The sequence below is a fragment of the Sphingobacterium alkalisoli genome, assembly GCF_005049105.1.
In the GTDB taxonomy this organism is placed as follows: Bacteria; Bacteroidota; Bacteroidia; order Sphingobacteriales; family Sphingobacteriaceae; genus Sphingobacterium; species Sphingobacterium alkalisoli.
The window spans coordinates 1,291,226-1,309,549 of the sequence record NZ_SUKA01000001.1 but is presented as its reverse complement, the minus strand read 5'-3'; the positions used below and the strand labels follow the sequence as shown (position 1 = coordinate 1,309,549).

Sequence of the window (18,324 nt, the reverse complement as noted above, 5' to 3'; positions counted from 1 at the left end):
ACACAATATGTCATAATCGGCATTTATTTTTTACTTTTTTACTTTCTAAATGCAAATCAACAAAAACTCGAACGGCTTACTATCCATATATTTTACGGCTGGTTACCCCACATTAAATAGCACGATAGAAATTGCAAAAACACTGGAACAATCAGGTGTAGACTTTTTAGAAATCGGCTTTCCTTATTCCGATCCGGTTGCCGATGGTCCAACGATACAACACAGCTCAGAGGTAGCTTTGAAAAATGGAATGACGTTAAAGGTTCTTTTTGATCAATTGAAAGATTTACGGAAACACGTTAAAATTCCTGTTTACTTAATGGGTTATTTCAATCCTGTGCTGCAATTTGGTGTAGAGAACTTTTGCAAAGCGTGCAGAGAAGTTGGCGTGAATGGCACCATCATACCTGATCTTCCTATATATGAATATGAAGAGCTCTACAAACCTATTTTCGAAGAAAATAAAATAAGTAATATCTTCTTAGTGACACCGCAGACTTCGGAAGAACGTATACGCAAAATAGACAGTCTAACGACAAACTTTATTTACTTGTTATCTTCTAATGCAACCACTGGTAAACACCTTGAAGTTAAAAATCAATCAGAAGATTATTTCAACAGAATAAAACAGATGAACCTTACCAACCCATTTATTATAGGTTTCGGAATCTCGAATAAAGAAACGTTCGAAAAAGCCACGGCGTATGCAAACGGAGCAATTGTCGGCACCGCTTTCGTTAAAATACTGGCGCAAAACAACCCATTACGACTTATCCCTGATTTTATTGGAGACCTGAAAAAATAAAAGGCTACTAAAAAGTTGGTAAGTCAACTTTTTAGTAGCCTTAATCACTAACTTACTTTTGAGATAACTTTAGCATAAAACTTGAGCAGCAAACAGGCTAAAATAATCAAACCCGTTATACTCGCATAAACTCCAATCGGTGTGCTGAGAATACTTTCCATACGTCATTTAGGCTTTATATTTGTTGGAAACTAACCTAGTAAGTTTATTCCATAATATCAAATATTTTTTTAGTTTTTTTATTCGTTATATTCCTCGTACCTTTGGAATGATGAGACAGTTCATAGCACTTACATTGCTACTATTATATTCCTTCACATCCAGTGGAGCGACTATATATTTGCATCAATGTAGTGGTACTACTTTAGTCAGTCTTATTGAGGGCATAAACACGCATGAAAATTGCCCTATGTGCTCGAAAGATCACGATCACAAAGCGGAACGGAACAGCAATTGTGAAAAGAGTCATTCGTGTAATGACATCCAATTAGAGTTGGATCAATTTTCGGACAAGTTGTTTTCGGCAGATTATGCTAAAAGCTTTCTTGGATTTGGGCCAGCTATCATAACATTGTATTGGGTTCAGACTAACCTCTTTATCGGTGCTATTTTTACCAGCAAGCATACGCCCGAGGAAACAGTAGCTTTTTCCAACTCGTCCCCCCCCACCTATCTTCTCAATCGTAATTTCAGGATTTAGTATTCCGAATTCTTTATTTAATCGTTTAGTTAAACCTAAACGCAATGGAATTTTTATACTAAAAGAAATTACAATGAATTTTATACTAAGATTATCTATATTATTACTCCTCGTGTCACTAGGACACGCAAGCATTGCCCAAACCGACAGCACAGCTCATTTTAACGTAGCAGGAAATTGTGGTATGTGTAAAAACCGTATCGAAAAAGCCGCGAACATAAAAGGTGTAGAAAATGCAACCTGGGATATCAAGACAGGTGAATTCACCGTAAAATACAATTCTCAACACACAAAATTGAATGATATACAGCAGGCTATAGCGTCGGCTGGACATGACACCCCTTTGCATAGAGCGCCAGATGAGGTCTACAAAAAGCTTCATGAATGCTGCCACTATAATAGGTTAGATGCAAAAGAACGAGGTCATAGTCATGAGCCGTCATCTGATGCTCACCAACATCATGATGAGGAGACTGAATCTCATTCCAACGAAGAAGACCATCATGATCACGATCATGAAATAACAGGAGTTGTTGTAAAAGAGAGTTCCAAAGGAGATTTAAGTCCAATTGTAGGCGTGAACATTAAATGGTTAGAAAAAAACACCGCCAACACGGTGACTAATGAGAATGGAGTTTTCAAAATTAAACATGAAGAAGGACTAAAAAACCTGGTATTTTCCTTTGCAGGTATGGAACCCGATACCGTAGAAGTAAAGGATCTACATGAAGTATTGGTCATTCATGCCCAAGATAATGTACTGTCAGAAGTAGTGGTGTCTCGTCGTCGAAAATCTGCCTACATCAAGTCGATGGAACCTAATCGTGTAGAAGTACTTACCACACGAGAATTATTTAAAGCCGCTTGTTGCGATTTAAGTGAAAGTTTTGAAACGAATGTTTCGGTAGATGTAGTGAGCAACGATGCCGTGACGGGGAGTAAGCAGATCCAAATGCTAGGATTAAGTGGGATCTATACCCAGCTAACTGTTGAGAACCTTCCTGGGCCGCGCGGTTTTGCTACACCTTTGGGATTAAATAGTATCGCGGGCACCTGGATCGAATCCATTGAGATAAGTAAGGGTATCGGCTCGGTGGTAAATGGATTTGAAAACATGGCCGGACAAATCAACGTTGAACTTAAAAAACCGCACACTTCAGAAAAACTATTTTTTAACGCCTATGCTAATAATATGGGGCGCACGGATGTCAACTTGAACCTTTCACATAAAATAAATGAAGACTGGTCCGTAGGTCTATTGCTCCATGACAATTTTATGTACAATAAAAACATGAATTTTAGTGATAATGGGTTTCGTGATGTTCCGGTAGGGAACCTATTTTCTGGTATAAATAGATGGCACTATGAAAATGGTAAAGGCGTAATTGCTCAATTCGGTGTCAAATTTTTAAAAGACGACAGAACAGGTGGTGAAATCAATTTCGACAAGGAAACGGATAAATTAACCACTAACCGTTATGGATTAGGATTTGACAACCAACGAATTGAAGGCTTTGCGAAAATAGGTTATGTATTTCCGCAGAATAGGCTACGTAGCATAGGATTGCAATTATCAGCTTCCAACTACAAGCAAGATAGTTATTTTGGACTAAACACCTACCTGAGTGAGCAAAACAGTGGATATGCTAACTTAATCTATCAAGATGTAATAGGTTCTGTAAATCACAAATATAAGCTGGGTACATCCTTCACATACGACGACTACACGGAAGATATAAATAACTACGATTTTGACAGAAAAGAAGCCGTTTCCGGTTTATTTGCAGAATACACGTTCAGTCCATCCGAAAATTTTGATGCTGTATTAGGTCTTAGACAAGACTACAATACTATATATGGTTGGTTTACCACGCCTCGTGCGGTATTGCGGTACTCCCCAGTTACAGGTACTACGGTACGTTTGAGTTCAGGTAGAGGTCAGCGTACGGCTAATATATTTGCGGAAAACGTGAGTATTCTCGCATCAAGTCGTGCAATCAATTATTCAGCTTTGACTAATGGAAATCTTGCATACAACCTGAAACCCGAGGTATCTTGGAATACAGGACTTACATTTGACCAAGATTTCCAGTTGTTTGGAAGAGAATCCGGGATGTCTGTTGAATTGTTTCACAATAATTTCCAGAATCAAGTCATTGTAGACTATGAAAATCCAAGAGAAATCTCATTCTATAATCTAACTGGAAAATCTTATTCAAACAGTCTACAAGCAGAATTCAGATTTATGCCTGCACAACATCTTGAAGCTAGGCTTGCCTATAGATTACTTGATGTACAAACAGATTATGAAGCCGGACGACTGCAAAAACCGTTGACGGCTAAACACAGAGGCTTTACGAATCTGGCCTATAATACCCATAGCGGATGGAACTTTGATTATACATTAAATGTCGTGGGAGAAAAAAGACTACCTTCTACAGCTGCTAATCCGCAACAATATCAACTGTCCACCTATTCTGAAGCCTACGTCACAATGAATGCGCAAATCAGCAAAACATTCGGAAAAGCCAAAAACCTTGACGTATACGTGGGCGGTGAGAATCTATCGAATTACTATCAGAAAGATCCCATTTTAGCTTTTGAGGATCCTTTTGGTGCATATTTTGACACTAACTTACTGTGGGGTCCATTGACTGGAAGAATGTTCTATGCCGGTATACGTTATCACATAAAATAAAAGAAATGGAGCCCTCGCGGCTCCATTTCTTTTATTTTACTATTTTTTTCAACTCCTGAAACAAACGAGATGTGGGTAAGCCTACCACATTTTCATAAGATCCTTCTATTTTCGTGACAGCTATCCGACCTATCCACTCCTGAATACCATATGCTCCTGCTTTGTCATAAGGCTGGTATTGATTAACATAATACTGTATTTCATTGTCACTCAATGCTGCAAACCAGACTATAGTCTCTTCAGTAAAATAATATTGCTCACCTCTATAAAGTAGAACTACTGCCGTGTGGACAACATGCCGGTCTCCGGACAACCGGCCTAAGACACGAACAGCTTCAGCTTCGTCTTTGGGTTTACCGATCGGATTGCCATAAGTATCTATTACGATGGTATCGGCAGTAATAACCAATGCATCAAAAAAAATTTCATCCAAAAAAGCAGCGCTCTTTCTACGTGCTATTTCCAACGCCATATCTTGTACAGGAATATTACTATCAAAACGCTCATCGACCTCTCTAATCACTACCTCAAAGGAAATCTCCAAAGCAGATAGCAATTCCCTTCTTCGTGGTGATTGAGATCCCAAGATTATCTTTACCTCTTTTAGTTTATCCAGTATCATTTATCAAACACTTTTTACCGAAAAATCGGCATTCCACTTATTTTGTAGTTTCAGTACTTTCTCTACAACATCACGAACAACCCCTCTTCCCCCTTCTTTAGAAGAAATATAATGACTTATCGCCTTAATTTCCTCTACGGCATCTTGGGGAGCTGCCGCGATACCCACACTTTTCATACATGCAAGATCAGGGATATCATCACCGATAAAGAGTGCCTCTCTCTTATTAATTTGATATTTATCCAAAATAAATTCCATCATTGTAAGTTTGTCTGAGATGCCCATATGGATTTCTTTCACACCCAATCCTTGAAATCTTTTTAACACGCCTTCTGACCTCCCTCCTGTTATAATACATATTTGGATTTCCTTTTTAATAGCCAACTGAATCGCATACCCATCTTTCACATTGAAAGTCCGCAGCTGTTCACCGGCTTCATTTACAAAAATCGACCCATCAGTAAGTACGCCATCCACATCTAAAAAGATGGCTTTAACATATTTCAAGCGTTCTAGTATCATATTTGGTTTCAAAAATACAGTTTTTATTACCTAATACATAGACAACGATCTTATTCATTTAAGTCATTTTATTATTGCAAAAAACAAGGTGAATCACGCCATTGTCACAAAGTAGTTGTGATAACAACTTTCTTCATTACAACACTTGGTAGATGAAAAATCTTGCCGTAGATTTGTACCAACAATTCACATTAAGCGGTTTTGTTAATAAGATTGTCTTTTCATAATTTAGGTTTATAATTGGTTAGTAGCAAACCCTGACGCCCATCGTCAGGGTTTTGTTTTTACACAAAAAAGCCAATTGAACGTGTCAATTGGCTTTTTTGCATGAATATATTCGATCTATTTATTTTTCTCGTTCCCTTTTGGATTGGAAATTGAAGAACGCATATCTGTATCCGCTTGAATATTCTGCATCTTATAATAATCCATGATCCCCAAATTTCCGTTTCTAAAAGCTTCCGCCATAGCCAATGGGACCTGAGACTCCGCTTCAATCACCTTTGCTTTTGCTTCTTGGGCTTTTGCACGCATTTCTTGTTCGTTGGCTACAGCCATGGCTCTTCGTTCTTCCGCTCTGGCGTTCGCAACTTTTAAATCCGCTTCGGCTTGGTCGGTCTGCAATTTAGCACCTACGTTTTCACCGATATCGATATCTGCAATATCAATAGATAGTATCTCAAAAGCTGTTCCCGAGTCTAATCCTTTGGCCAGCACAGTTTTTGATATCTTGTCTGGATTTTCCAGTACCTGCTTATGATTCTCTGCAGAACCGATCGTGGTAACAATACCTTCCCCCACCCGTGCCAAAATAGTCTCTTCACCAGCTCCACCAACAAGCTGATTAATATTTGCACGTACGGTAACCCTCGCCTTCGCGATCAGTTGAATACCGTCCTTTGCAACCGCCGCAACGGGAGGTGTATTTATTACTTGAGGATTCACGGAGAGCTGTACTGCATCAAACACATCCCGTCCCGCTAAATCAATAGCCGTTGCTAGTTTAAAATCCAATGGAATATTTGCTTTATCCGCTGAGATCAATGCTCTAATCACTTTATTTACATTTCCGCCTGCTAAATAATGTGTTTCTATATCATTGGTTGAAATCCGCAATCCGGCTTTCGTAGAAGTAATCATTGCATTGGTAACGAGTGCAGGAGAAACTTTACGCAGTCGCATCAAAACCAAATTCAAAAGACTGATACGCACATTCGAAAGCTGAGCCGTAAACCAAAGGTTCACAGGCAAAAGGTAAAATAAAAGAAAGAAAGCTATCAGCCCCCCTACTATGGTCAGTATTAATGTAATTTCGGAATTCATTTTGCTATATTATTTTATTATATGGTTAACTTTCTTCCTAAAGATACTAAAAATAGATGAGTGGCAAAGACTTTTTGAATTCAATTCTTTAAAAAATAATAACCTATACCTGTTTTTTCCTAGAACCGAAATTCATTATATTTCCATGAGAGTCCTTCAACAGTCTAATTCTCATTTGCAGACAGGCTAAAATAGACACTCATAAACTTAAGCAACGCGCTGCCAGATGGAAGAAATATTGTATTTTTCCCATTTAGGTATTATTCATTTATATTTGTCTTCAATGGTATGAATGAACGCGCTACATTCGGTTCAAGAATATTATGCATTTTTACCACAGACTATATCACGTATTTAAGCAATGATTACAGAAACTAATCTTCGTTTCGACTTACTGAATGACTGTACCATTGCCCGTAAATACGCGATAGTTAACGTAAGAGCACGGTTTTTGCGAGCGTACTAAGCACACTATAAAAAACGATCGGAACAAATTATGAATCATAGATATATATTAAAATTACAGGTTCTAATCAGCATTGGGCTAGCATATATCGTTATTATATTCTCGGCTTTATATTTTCTTAATAAACTGAATAAGTTTACGAATGAAAACGAGTTGATCATAAATCTTGCGGAGGAACGCTTCACGACATCGACTGCTATTGAGTCCAACTTATATCACATTATTCAATATAAATCTCATTACACCACCAACAACCTACTACCTGAGGCGCTACGAATAAGGGAGGATAAAAATGCAGCCTTAGATGGCCTTATAAAATTGGAATCAGGCAGCAATTATTTCCATTCTATTGGACAAGCACAAAAAAACCTTAGAGAACTGGTGGAGCGAGTTGTCGATTTAGCCCACTTCGAGCACCAAAGACAAAATAAAGATCAACGTGAAATTGCCTTACAACTTGCTACGGAACAAGAGGAAACGAAGAATGTGCTCAATAGTTATACCCATTTCGTTATTGAAGAGCGTACCGAGGCTTTAGCAAAAAACAAAAAAGAATTTGACGAGTCAAAAAAAATAGCCCTTGTCCTAATGTGTATATCGCTCTTGGTAATTCTTTATACATTTTTTAAAGTGTTTCAATTGCTTGAATATTTACGAACATCCCGTAAGGAACTAAAGAAATTGAACACCCAATTTATAACAGCAAGCGAAAAGATTGAAAATACGAATTGGGTGTTAGAGACCAATAACAGACTAATTGAAGACATCAGCGGTATCGACGACGAAAATGAGATAAGCAAAATAACCTTAAAAATCTTAAACCAGGTAACGCCCTTCTATGGTGCTACCATGTATATCAGAAAGATGGCATCCAGCGAGTTTCGTTTGAGTCACAGTATCGGAGTTGATGAAAAAAATTGCCCTCCAACATTTTTTAGCGGGAAAGGTCTGCTGGGAAAGGTGGTAGAAGGCAAAGAAATTAAAACACTTCCAATCCATGATATTGCGCACCTCAATATAAAAAGCAGTATTGCACACGATATTCCCGCAACCGTATTTATCTGTCCGTTAATCCATGAAGGACAGAGTCTAGGTCTTCTAGAAATAGTGTTGAACATCACGGAAAGTCAATCAGTCAAATATGTTGAGTTTCTTATAAGAGCATCAAGAAATATTGCTACACGTATAAAATTTGGACAAAGTCATCATCTCGTAGAACAGCTACTTGAAGAGACCCAGCGCCAAACGGAAGAGTTGGAAGCACAGCAAGAAGAGCTTCGTATTACCAACGAAGAATTAGTTTACAAGACGAATTTATTAGAGTCCTCAGAGGAAGAACTGCGCGTACAACAAGAGGAATTAACACAAACCAATCAAGAACTCAATGAGAAGGCTTCTGAACTAGAGAAACGAAATAACGATCTAAACATTGCCCAAGTAACTGTCGAACAAAAAATAACGGAGGTAGAGCTTGCAAGTAAATATAAATCGGAATTCATGGCTAACATGAGTCACGAGCTTCGTACACCCTTAAATAGTATTTTGATCTTGGCTAAACTTCTGCGCGATAATAAAGGCAAAAATCTTAGCGAAGACCAGGTAAAATATGCCAATGTTATTCATAGCGCGGGAAGCGATTTATTACAACTTATTAACGAATTATTAGATCTAGCTAAAATAGAATCCGGCAATATAGAATTGCATATTGAAACCATCAATACAGGGGACTTTAAGCGTAATATCCAAGAGCTATTTAAAGAATTGGCAAAAGATAAACAGATTATGTTTAGTGTATCCTCCGACGATAACGTGCCAGATAATTTTTTATGTGACGAATACAGATTAGAGCAAGTGTTGAAAAACTTCTTATCAAATGCCTTTAAGTTTACCGGCAAAAACGGGAAGGTTGATTTCAATATCTCCTATTTAGACAGCAACCTATATTTTAAAGTATCAGACACTGGAAAGGGTATTTCCAACGAAAAACAGGAGTTAATTTTCGAAGCATTTAGACAGGAAGACGGGTCAACAAGCAGAAAATATGGTGGTACCGGACTCGGGCTGTCCATAAGCAAGGAAATTGCTTCCATCTTGGGCGGAAAAATAACACTAGAAAGTGCGCTTGATAAAGGAAGTACGTTTACCTTTATCATTCCAAATAACGCCTCGAAGTCAATCTCGGAGCCTACCGCTAAGAAAGCCATCGCTTCAGCTGAGGCTAAAGAAGAGCCAACTATAATACGCTCAAAAAGCCAGAACAGAAGTATTTTAATAATTGAGGACGACGTAAACTTTGCAGACATTCTTAAAGATTTCGCCGAAAACTATAATTTCAATGTCACGTTAGCGCATGACGGATCAATGGGCATCAAACTGGCACAAGAAATGATACCTGATGCGATTATCTTAGATGTTATGCTTCCTATTTCGGACGGTTGGGAAGTACTTCGGATACTAAAAGAAAATGAAGAGACCAAGCACATTCCTATCCACATGATGTCGGCAGCTACATTTAATAGAAAAGATTTTCTGGAAAAAGGTGCGATAGGCTTTATGCATAAGCCGGTCAATGAAGAAGCCATCCAAACAACATTTGAAAATATTAATCTGAATCTAAGTCAGTCCGTAAGAAAGATCTTGCTGATAGAGGATCAAGAGCTACAAAGTGATTTTATAAAAAATTCATTCGCCGAGCATAAAATAAATGTCATCCAGGCATTTTCACTTAGTTCTGCCTGGGAGAAACTGAACCAAGAATCAAATATCGACTGCATTATCCTTGATATGCAACTGCCCGACGGCACCGGAATAGAGTTGCTAGAACGTATAAAAGAATCTGAATCGCTGGAAAATATTCCAATTATTATTAACACGGCCTTTGAGCTGCCTAAAGATCAAGCCGAAAAAATACTGTCTTATGCAAAAGCTACCGTACTCAAATCGGCGAAATCAAGTGATAGGCTCATCGATGAAGTAAATTTATTTTTAAACAAAATCAACGATGCCCAGTATAAATCTGTTAAGAATATCCATAAAATAGATCCTACCATCCAAACAAATAATCTAGCCGGTAAACGGGTGTTAATTGCAGATGACGATATGCGGAATGTATTTGCGCTGACAACTACTTTGCAGAGCCTCAATATGGAGATCGAGATTGCTAATAATGGCAAAGACGCTGTACAATTGATGGAACATATCGGTGAGAAGATTGATATCATTTTAATGGACATCATGATGCCAGAAATGGATGGCCACGAAGCTATCCGGATTATTCGCGAGGACTTAAAATTCAAAAAACTCCCAATACTTGCTGTAACAGCAAAAGCAATGAAGGGCGATAGAGAAAAGTCACTACAGATCGGAGCCAATGATTACATCAGCAAACCCATTGACATCGACAAATTAACATCATTAATGCAAGTATGGCTAAGCTAAATGACCCTGTTCACATTACATTCGAAGATCTGGAGGATGTCGTCTATTTACTTAAAAAAGTAGCAGACTATGATCTATCCGGTTACTCTAAGTCGTCCTTGAAAAGGCGCGTGCAACGGCTTATGGACATGGAACGCATGGATCTTGTAGATCTGAAAAATGCAATTCTCAATGTAGAAGGTTTTTTTGGTTATTTTATTCAAGAGATTACAGTTAACGTGACAGAGATGTTTCGTGATCCCCTCTTCTACCATGAATTAAAAAACGTCGTTTTTCCTTACTTACAAACTTACCCACAATTACGTATCTGGAGTGCAGGCTGTGCCACTGGAGAGGAGGCTTACTCGTTATCAATACTTTTACAAGAAGAAAATTTATTGGGCCGTTCCTTTATTTATGGGACCGATATCAGCCAACAGGCCGTTAATACGGCAAAAAAAGGTGTTTATACCATGGCAAAAATTAAATCGTACACGGAGAATTACAACCGTGTAGGATTAAATAGCAAATTTTCCGACCACTATACGGCGATGTATGATGCCGCAATTATTAACAATGAATACCGGAACAGCGTTTTATTTTCGAATCACAATTTGGTATCTGATAATGTATTCAACGAATTTCAACTGATATGCTGTCGTAACGTACTTATTTATTTTGACAGAGAGTTACAACGGCGTGTACTGAACGTGTTCTATGAATCCCTCAGCTTATTCGGTTTTTTATGTCTCGGCACGAAAGAATCACTGTACAGTCAGGAAATCAATGCAAACTTCAAGGTCATCAACAAAAGTTTAAACATTTATCAAAAAATAAGATAATGACGAAAGCGGAGAATATAATTCTGATAGGTGGATCGGCTGGCTCGTACAGTTTGATCATAAGCATGTTGGAGAGTATCCCTGTCAATATTTCTTCAGCAGTAATTGTTGTCATTCATAGGAACGCAAAATATTCTACTCAAATGGAGAAAAGTCTTTCGTTGAAACTCAAAAGACCTATTGTCCCTGCCGAAGACAAGGTAATGATAGAAAATAATACCATTTATTTTGCCGCTCCAGGTTATCATCTGTTGATAGAACCCGACCGTACATTTTCTTTGGATATTTCTGATCCGGTTAATTTTTCACGACCTTCTATCGATGTCATTTTTGAAAGTGCAGCAGAAGTATATACGAACAGATGTACAGCCTTCTTGCTTTCTGGTGCAAATAACGACGGGGCTTATGGGATCAAAAGGGTAGAGTACTTCGGAGGAACCTCAATAATACAAGACCCATTGGATGCAATTATAGATACAATGCCGAGCAGCGCCATCACTACATCATCGAAAGCGAAAGTGCTCAAAAACAAGGAAATAATTAACTACTTTTGTTCTATTAAGTAAATAGCTATGAGTGCCATCAATCTTCTCATTCTTGATGATAAAGAGGAAAATATCATAAGCCTATCGGCTTTACTTTCAGATATTGGAGACATCAACATTATCAGCTCTACCGATCCCAATGAGGCATTAAAAATCTGTTGGATGAATGATATATCGATTGCTTTAGTCGATGTGCAAATGCCGGAAATAAACGGATTCGAATTTGTCGCCTTGTTGAAGTCCAATTCAAGAACGAGTCATATCATGGCGATCATGGTGACCGCAATGTCAAAAGAAGATAAGTATCTCATACGTGGACTAGAGAGTGGCGCCGTAGATTACTTATACAAACCGCTTAATCCAGAGATAACCATCGCAAAAGTCACGTCCTTTATAAAACAAATTCATATCCAAGAAGAAATCATCCAAAAGAATATTGAGTTAGAACAGTCTAAGAAAGCATTAATTCAGGCTAATCAAGAAGCAGAACAAGCCCGTCGATCGAAAGAGATCTTTTTAGCCAATATGAGCCATGAAATTCGCACCCCTATAAATGGAATTATGGGTATTGTACATATGCTTAAAAGCGCGGATCTGAATCCAGAACAAATCGACTGGATAAATCGTTTAGATAATGCTTCGAGTTCCTTGCTTTTGATTATCAATGATATCTTAGACATTTCAAAAATAGATTCTGGCATGATGAGAATTGAATTCGAAGATTTTGATTTAGAAGCCATGATCTTGGAATTCGATAAGGTTTTCAAACTTAAAGCCAACAACAAAAATTTGGAATTTGAAGTCATTCTGGATAAAACGTTGCCCAAATATGTAAAATTTGATGCTTTACGCCTTCAACAGATTATCAGTAATTTTATTTCAAACAGCTTAAAGTTCACCGAAAAAGGAAAGATATCATTGATCGTTAAGAATATAGATACGAATAAAGATCAGCACACCATCAGTTTCGCGGTAAAGGACACGGGAATCGGCATTAAGCCCGAAGCGTTGGAAAAAATATTTCAAGCTTTTGAACAGGGTGACGATGGCATAACCAAAAAATTTGGCGGAACCGGATTGGGATTAGCAATTGTAAAACGACTTTCCGAATTACTTGAAGGAAATGTCAGTGCTAAAAGCACCTATGGACAAGGCTCTGAATTCTCTTTCGTGACAACTATTCAAAAAGTGGAGCGAAACATCCATGATAAAGAAAAAGTCAGACTCGAATATACGCAACTTTCCCAATTTAATACACTCAAGGTACTTGTAGCTGAAGACAACGAACTCAATAGCTTCATGCTTACACACATGCTCCAAACATGGAACTGCAAGGTAAAGGTCGTAAAAAATGGACTGCTGGCATTGGAAGAATTCAAAACCAACGACTACGACTTGATCTTAATGGATACACATATGCCAATCATGTCGGGATTCGAGGCCATTAGAGAAATCCGAAATCACCATGACCGTAATAAACAAAATATTCCGATCATAACCATCTCCGCGTCGGTGCTCGAACACGAGCAACAAGCTGCCTTCGAAGTGGGCGCGGACGAGGTAATTGGCAAACCTTTCAATCCGGTCGATTTGTACAAGAAAATCACAAAAATCTGTGCATTGAAAAATGAAAATAATATTACTTTTTGAGGCGATTAAAGGTGTTAATTCTATAAAATTATTAGTAAATTAGTCGCTGATTAAAAAAATGTATGAACGCATTTCACGAATCTAATCAACGCTGAAACAAATAACACACATGTGAAGCTATTGCGATAGCTTTATCACAAATTAAATAAACAAACAGATGAAAAAAATCTTTATTATTCCAGCACTTGTATTTGCGATATCACTATCTTCATGTGGAGGTGGTAATGACACAAAATCGACCTCTACTGACAATACAGCAACAAAGGAATCTACAGATGCAGGCGCTGAAACTGTACCGGGTATTGAAAACATCGAGTTGTCAAATACATGGACGGTAGAAGGCAATGATCAAATGAAATTCGACACCGAATTAATTCGTGTAAAAGCTGGTGAACCAGTAGAAATCACATTGAAAAATGTAGGAACGATGCCAAAAGAATCGATGGGACATAATTTTGTTGTGTTAAAACCAGGGGTAGATTTACCTACGTTCGGTGCAGAGGCAACAGGTGCCGCAGATTCGGAATATATCCCCAAATCTTCACTTTCTTCTATCGTAGCACATACGAAGTTATTGGGTCCCGGAGAAGAAGATAAAATTACATTCACCATAGAAAAAGGTGTTTACGATTATATTTGTAGTTTCCCTGGTCATTATGGTGTAATGAAAGGAAAAATCGTAGCTGAATAAGCTTTCGAAAACGATTTTGATAAAAAAGGGCACACTATAGTGCCTTTTTTTATCTTCAATAATTAGTAACTTAGCAGCAAAAAATAAAATTCGCACACATGCAATACGATGTTATAGTAATTGGTAGTGGACCAGGTGGTTACGTAGCCGCTATCCGATGTGCCCAGTTAGGACTCAAAACCGCAGTTATTGAGAAATATAGTACATTCGGTGGTACTTGTCTGAATGTAGGATGCATCCCATCAAAAGCGCTTTTAGACACTTCGGAGCACTATCATAATGCCGCTCACAGTTTCGCAGATCACGGGATCAACGTGAGCAATTTAAAAATTGACGTCAAAAAAATGATATCACGTAAAAACGATGTCATTGCTCAGAATACGGCGGGAATCAGCTTCTTATTCAAGAAAAATAAAATTGATTCTTTTGAAGGTGTAGGATCTTTTATCGACAAGAACACCATCAAAATCACAAAAAATGACGGAAAAACAGAGGAGCTAAAAGGAAAAAATATAATAATTGCAACAGGTTCTAAACCGACGGCATTACCATTCTTACCTATTGACAAAAAGCGTATCATCACTTCGACAGAAGCTTTGAACTTAAGTGAAGTACCGAAACACCTTATCGTAATCGGTGGAGGTGTAATTGGTCTGGAATTAGGTTCTGTATACGCACGTTTGGGCGCTAAAGTTTCTGTTATAGAATATGCTAAATCAATTATTGGCACAATGGATGGCGGACTTGGAAAGGAATTACAACGCGTACTGAAAAAGTCATTAGGTATGGAATTCTTCTTAGGCCATAAAGTAACAGGAGCCTCCGTAAAAGGTAAAAATGTAACTGTTACGGCAGAAGACCCTAAGGGAACAAGCGTATCCTTTGAAGGTGATTATTGTATCGTCTCTGTAGGTCGTATTGCTTATACCAAGGATTTAGGTCTAGAAAATATCGGTATCGTGCCCGAGGAGAGGAGTAATAAAATTCCAGTAAACGATCATTTGGAAACTGCGGTAACAGGTATCTATGCAATTGGCGATGTGGTAAAAGGTGCGATGTTAGCACATAAAGCAGAAGATGAGGGAATTTATGTAGCGGAACGTATTGCTGGTCAGAAACCACATATTGACTATAACTTGATTCCGGGGGTTGTTTATACTTGGCCAGAAGTCGCTTCTGTAGGTCAGACAGAAGAACAGCTAAAGGAAGCCGGTAAAAAATATAAAGCCGGGTCATTTTCTTTTAAAGCCTCAGGTCGGGCAAAGGCATCTGGCGATACGGATGGATTTGCTAAGGTCTTAGCTGATGCAGAAACCGATGAGGTTCTCGGCGTTCATATAATAGGGCCAAGAGCAGCAGATATAATTGCTGAAGCGGTGGTAGCAATGGAATACCGTGCGTCAGCAGAAGATATTGGCCGTATCTGTCATGCCCATCCAACCTATACAGAAGCATTAAAAGAAGCAGCATTAGCCGCTACTGCAAACCGAGCAATTCATGCTTAAAAAAGAAGATTAAGAAGGTATCCAAAAAAGTCGTTACCTACAAGAAAAACGCGTCATTGCGAGGAAGAACGGTGAAGCAATCTACATTTTAACATCGTCAGATTGCTTCACCATCGTCCCTCCGGGTCGCAGTAACGACGATAGTGTGCTTTTTAGACAGCCTCTTAGTCATTAATCTGATATCTAAAAAACTAAACCAAATGAATTTTCACACGCGAAAATGGGTAAAACCAGAAGATCTCAATCCCAACGGCACCTTGTTCGGAGGTACGTTATTAAGATGGATTGACGAAGAGGCGGTTATTTACGCCATCGTTCAACTGAGTAACCCGCAGGTTGTTACTAAATATATTTCCGAAATAAACTTCGTCAGCTCAGCCAAACAGGGAGATATTATTGAACTTGGTATTGTCGCAACTCATTTTGGCACGACGTCCATCACCTTGGCTTGCGAGGTGCGAAACAAGATTACGCGAAAGACAATTCTCTCTATAGACAAATTAGTCTTCGTCAATCTCGATGAAAATGGTGTCCCCTTGCCACATGGTAAAACAGAAATTACCTACGCCTATATGAGTATAGACACGATATCTAATAAGTTAAAACCCGATTAATGGAGGTTGCTTCGTTTTGCAGAAGCAATTTGTTTTTTCACATCTCTTTCGATCCAAAAAGAGACGATAGGTATTAGGGATATGACAAAATAGGTAACTACTTTGGAGAATTTCCAACGGTATGTTTGCCAACATGCCACTAATAAAATAACAAAAATAACGACTAAAAAACCATGAATGGATCCTGCGATGCGAACCGCTTCAGGCACATTCGCAAAATACTTTAAAGGCATCGCTACAAAAAACAATATAACGGTAGAAATTGCCTCCCAAAGCGCGATTTGTTGAAATATTCTTAGCATAGATGTACGGTGATTTTGAAAGCAAAAATAGCGTTATTATTCTTTTCCGCTATATAATTTACCATTATTGACCACCTAGTGACAAACCCCCAAAACAGCTATTTCCAATTTATTGATAATGTCAAAATCACACGTTCAAATTACGTGCTACCAAAAAAAAAATGTATTTTTGGGTTTAATTGTAAAAGACACAAAATCATTATTATATGAACTATGACATCATCGTCATCGGAAGTGGGCCTGGAGGTTATGTAGCTGCTATCCGATCTGCTCAATTAGGTTTTAAGACTGCTGTTGTAGAGCGCGAAGCTTTAGGAGGTATTTGCTTAAATTGGGGATGTATTCCAACTAAAGCATTATTAAAAAGTGCTCAAGTATTTGAATATTTAAATCATGCCGAAGAGTATGGTATTAAAGTACAAGGCGGAGAAGCTGACTTTGGTGCTATCGTAAAACGAAGCCGCGGCGTTGCAGACGGAATGAGTAAAGGTATTCAATTCTTAATGAAAAAGAATAAGATCGATGTGATTATGGGTACCGCCAAAATCAAAAAAGGCGGTAAGATAGAAGTAAAAGGAGCTGACGGTTCGACCAAAGAATATACCGCCAAACATACCATTCTTGCCACAGGAGCACGGTCTAGAGAGTTACCTAACCTTCCTCAAGATGGGAAAAAAATCATCGGATACCGCCAGGCAATGAACTTACCAACACAGCCCAAATCAATGGTTGTCGTAGGATCAGGTGCAATCGGTGTTGAATTTGCCTATTTTTATAATGCCATCGGGACAAAGGTTACCATTGTCGAATTCATGGATCGTATCGTCCCCGTTGAGGATGAAGAGGTTTCAAAGCAACTCGAAAAATCCCTTAAAAAAGCCGGCATCGAGATTCTGACCAAATCGGAAGTTCAGTCCGTGGATACAAAAGGAAATCTTTCGAAGGTCAACATCAAAACAGCCAAAGGCAACGAAGTAATCGAAGCTGAAGTGGTCTTATCTGCAGTTGGTATATCCCCAAATATTGAGAATTTAGGACTTGAAGAAGTGGGAGTTAAAGTGGATAAAGGTCGCGTAGTTGTAGACGATTTTTATAAAACAAATATTGATGGCGTATATGCTATCGGAGACATCGTAAAAGGTCAAGCTTTGGCGCACGTGGCGTCTGCAGAGGCAATTACCTGTGTGGAGAAAATCAAAGGTCTTCATGTAGAAGCGATAAACTATAATAATATACCTGGCTGTACGTACTGTTCTCCTGAAATTGCTTCTGTTGGCTATACAGAAAAAGCTGCTCGCGAAGCAGGATACGAAATTAAAGTAGGTAAATTTCCATTTTCTGCTTCAGGAAAAGCGTCGGCTGCTGGTGCAAAAGACGGCTTCGTCAAACTTATTTTTGATGCGAAATACGGTGAATTTTTAGGTGCTCACTTAATCGGAGCCAATGTAACTGAAATGATCGCTGAAGTAGTTGTAGCCCGTAAACTAGAAACGACAGGGCATGAGATCATCAAATCGGTACATCCACACCCTACGATGAGCGAAGCTATTATGGAAGCTGCTGCAGATGCATACGGTGAAGTCATTCACTTATAAAATTATACACGCGCTACGCTAAAAATA

General features: G+C 38.5%; 15 protein-coding genes. 11 read left to right on the top strand and 4 right to left on the bottom strand.

Annotated features, from left to right (window positions below):
* The first annotated feature begins 49 nt into the window (after nucleotides 1-49).
* The 3 genes from trpA (at nucleotide 50) to FAZ19_RS04845 (ending at nucleotide 4,203) form a co-directional block, all read left to right on the top strand.
* Nucleotides 50-805, top strand: coding sequence for a tryptophan synthase subunit alpha (gene trpA, locus FAZ19_RS04855; RefSeq protein ID WP_136819475.1), 756 nt, complete (start codon nucleotides 50-52; stop codon nucleotides 803-805).
* Nucleotides 806-1,214: 409 nt separating this feature from the next.
* Nucleotides 1,215-1,505 (top strand): hypothetical protein, encoded by a 291-nt coding sequence (locus FAZ19_RS04850; RefSeq protein WP_136819473.1) that lies wholly within the window; start codon nucleotides 1,215-1,217, stop codon nucleotides 1,503-1,505.
* 73 nt (nucleotides 1,506-1,578) lie between these two features.
* Nucleotides 1,579-4,203: a TonB-dependent receptor domain-containing protein gene (locus tag FAZ19_RS04845; RefSeq protein WP_136819472.1), complete on the top strand. Its 2,625-nt coding sequence runs from the start codon at nucleotides 1,579-1,581 to the stop codon at nucleotides 4,201-4,203.
* A 31-nt stretch (nucleotides 4,204-4,234) separates the two neighbouring features.
* On the opposite strand, the gene FAZ19_RS04840 is transcribed toward FAZ19_RS04845, so the two are convergent.
* From FAZ19_RS04840 to floA, 3 genes are all read right to left on the bottom strand, one after another.
* The gene (locus tag FAZ19_RS04840) at nucleotides 4,235-4,825 is read right to left on the bottom strand and encodes a Maf family nucleotide pyrophosphatase (protein WP_136819470.1); all 591 of its coding nucleotides are present in this window, start codon (nucleotides 4,823-4,825) and stop codon (nucleotides 4,235-4,237) included.
* 3 nt (nucleotides 4,826-4,828) lie between these two features.
* Nucleotides 4,829-5,347, bottom strand: a complete 519-nt coding sequence (locus FAZ19_RS04835; RefSeq protein ID WP_136819468.1) for a KdsC family phosphatase — start codon at nucleotides 5,345-5,347, stop codon at nucleotides 4,829-4,831.
* A 342-nt stretch (nucleotides 5,348-5,689) separates the two neighbouring features.
* Nucleotides 5,690-6,670, bottom strand: a complete 981-nt coding sequence (gene floA, locus FAZ19_RS04830) for a flotillin-like protein FloA (RefSeq protein ID WP_136819466.1) — start codon at nucleotides 6,668-6,670, stop codon at nucleotides 5,690-5,692.
* Nucleotides 6,671-7,166: 496 nt separating this feature from the next.
* Here floA and FAZ19_RS04825 point away from each other — a divergent pair, with 496 nt between their 5' ends.
* The 7 genes from FAZ19_RS04825 to FAZ19_RS04795 all read left to right on the top strand — a co-directional run bounded on the left by FAZ19_RS04825 (nucleotide 7,167) and on the right by FAZ19_RS04795 (nucleotide 16,400).
* Nucleotides 7,167-10,574, top strand: coding sequence for a response regulator (locus tag FAZ19_RS04825; RefSeq protein ID WP_136819464.1), 3,408 nt, complete (start codon nucleotides 7,167-7,169; stop codon nucleotides 10,572-10,574).
* Nucleotides 10,562-11,395: a CheR family methyltransferase gene (locus tag FAZ19_RS04820; RefSeq protein WP_136819463.1), complete on the top strand. Its 834-nt coding sequence runs from the start codon at nucleotides 10,562-10,564 to the stop codon at nucleotides 11,393-11,395. Before FAZ19_RS04825 ends, FAZ19_RS04820 begins: the two co-directional genes overlap by 13 nt.
* On the top strand, nucleotides 11,395-11,961 hold the full coding sequence (locus tag FAZ19_RS04815; protein ID WP_169305567.1) for a chemotaxis protein CheB: 567 nt from the start codon (nucleotides 11,395-11,397) through the stop codon (nucleotides 11,959-11,961). The genes FAZ19_RS04820 and FAZ19_RS04815 overlap by 1 nt, the downstream gene beginning before the upstream one ends.
* 6 nt (nucleotides 11,962-11,967) lie before the next feature.
* Nucleotides 11,968-13,590 (top strand): response regulator, encoded by a 1,623-nt coding sequence (locus FAZ19_RS04810; protein WP_136819459.1) that lies wholly within the window; start codon nucleotides 11,968-11,970, stop codon nucleotides 13,588-13,590.
* A 157-nt stretch (nucleotides 13,591-13,747) separates the two neighbouring features.
* Complete coding sequence (locus FAZ19_RS04805; protein WP_136819457.1) at nucleotides 13,748-14,281, top strand: plastocyanin/azurin family copper-binding protein; 534 nt, start codon at nucleotides 13,748-13,750, stop codon at nucleotides 14,279-14,281.
* 98 nt (nucleotides 14,282-14,379) lie between these two features.
* A complete protein-coding gene (lpdA, locus tag FAZ19_RS04800) occupies nucleotides 14,380-15,786 on the top strand; it encodes a dihydrolipoyl dehydrogenase (protein ID WP_136819456.1) in 1,407 nt (468 codons plus the stop codon).
* 200 nt (nucleotides 15,787-15,986) lie between these two features.
* Nucleotides 15,987-16,400, top strand: a complete 414-nt coding sequence (locus FAZ19_RS04795) for an acyl-CoA thioesterase (protein ID WP_136819454.1) — start codon at nucleotides 15,987-15,989, stop codon at nucleotides 16,398-16,400.
* Here FAZ19_RS04795 and FAZ19_RS04790 read toward each other — a convergent pair.
* Entirely contained in the window at nucleotides 16,397-16,702 is a 306-nt protein-coding gene (locus tag FAZ19_RS04790) for a DUF3817 domain-containing protein (RefSeq protein ID WP_136819453.1), read from the bottom strand. The two genes, FAZ19_RS04795 and FAZ19_RS04790, sit on opposite strands and share 4 nt — an antisense overlap.
* Before the next feature lie 206 nt (nucleotides 16,703-16,908).
* Here FAZ19_RS04790 and lpdA (FAZ19_RS04785) point away from each other — a divergent pair, with 206 nt between their 5' ends.
* Entirely contained in the window at nucleotides 16,909-18,297 is a 1,389-nt protein-coding gene (gene lpdA / locus FAZ19_RS04785) for a dihydrolipoyl dehydrogenase (RefSeq protein ID WP_136819451.1), read from the top strand.
* Nucleotides 18,298-18,324: the final 27 nt, after the last annotated feature.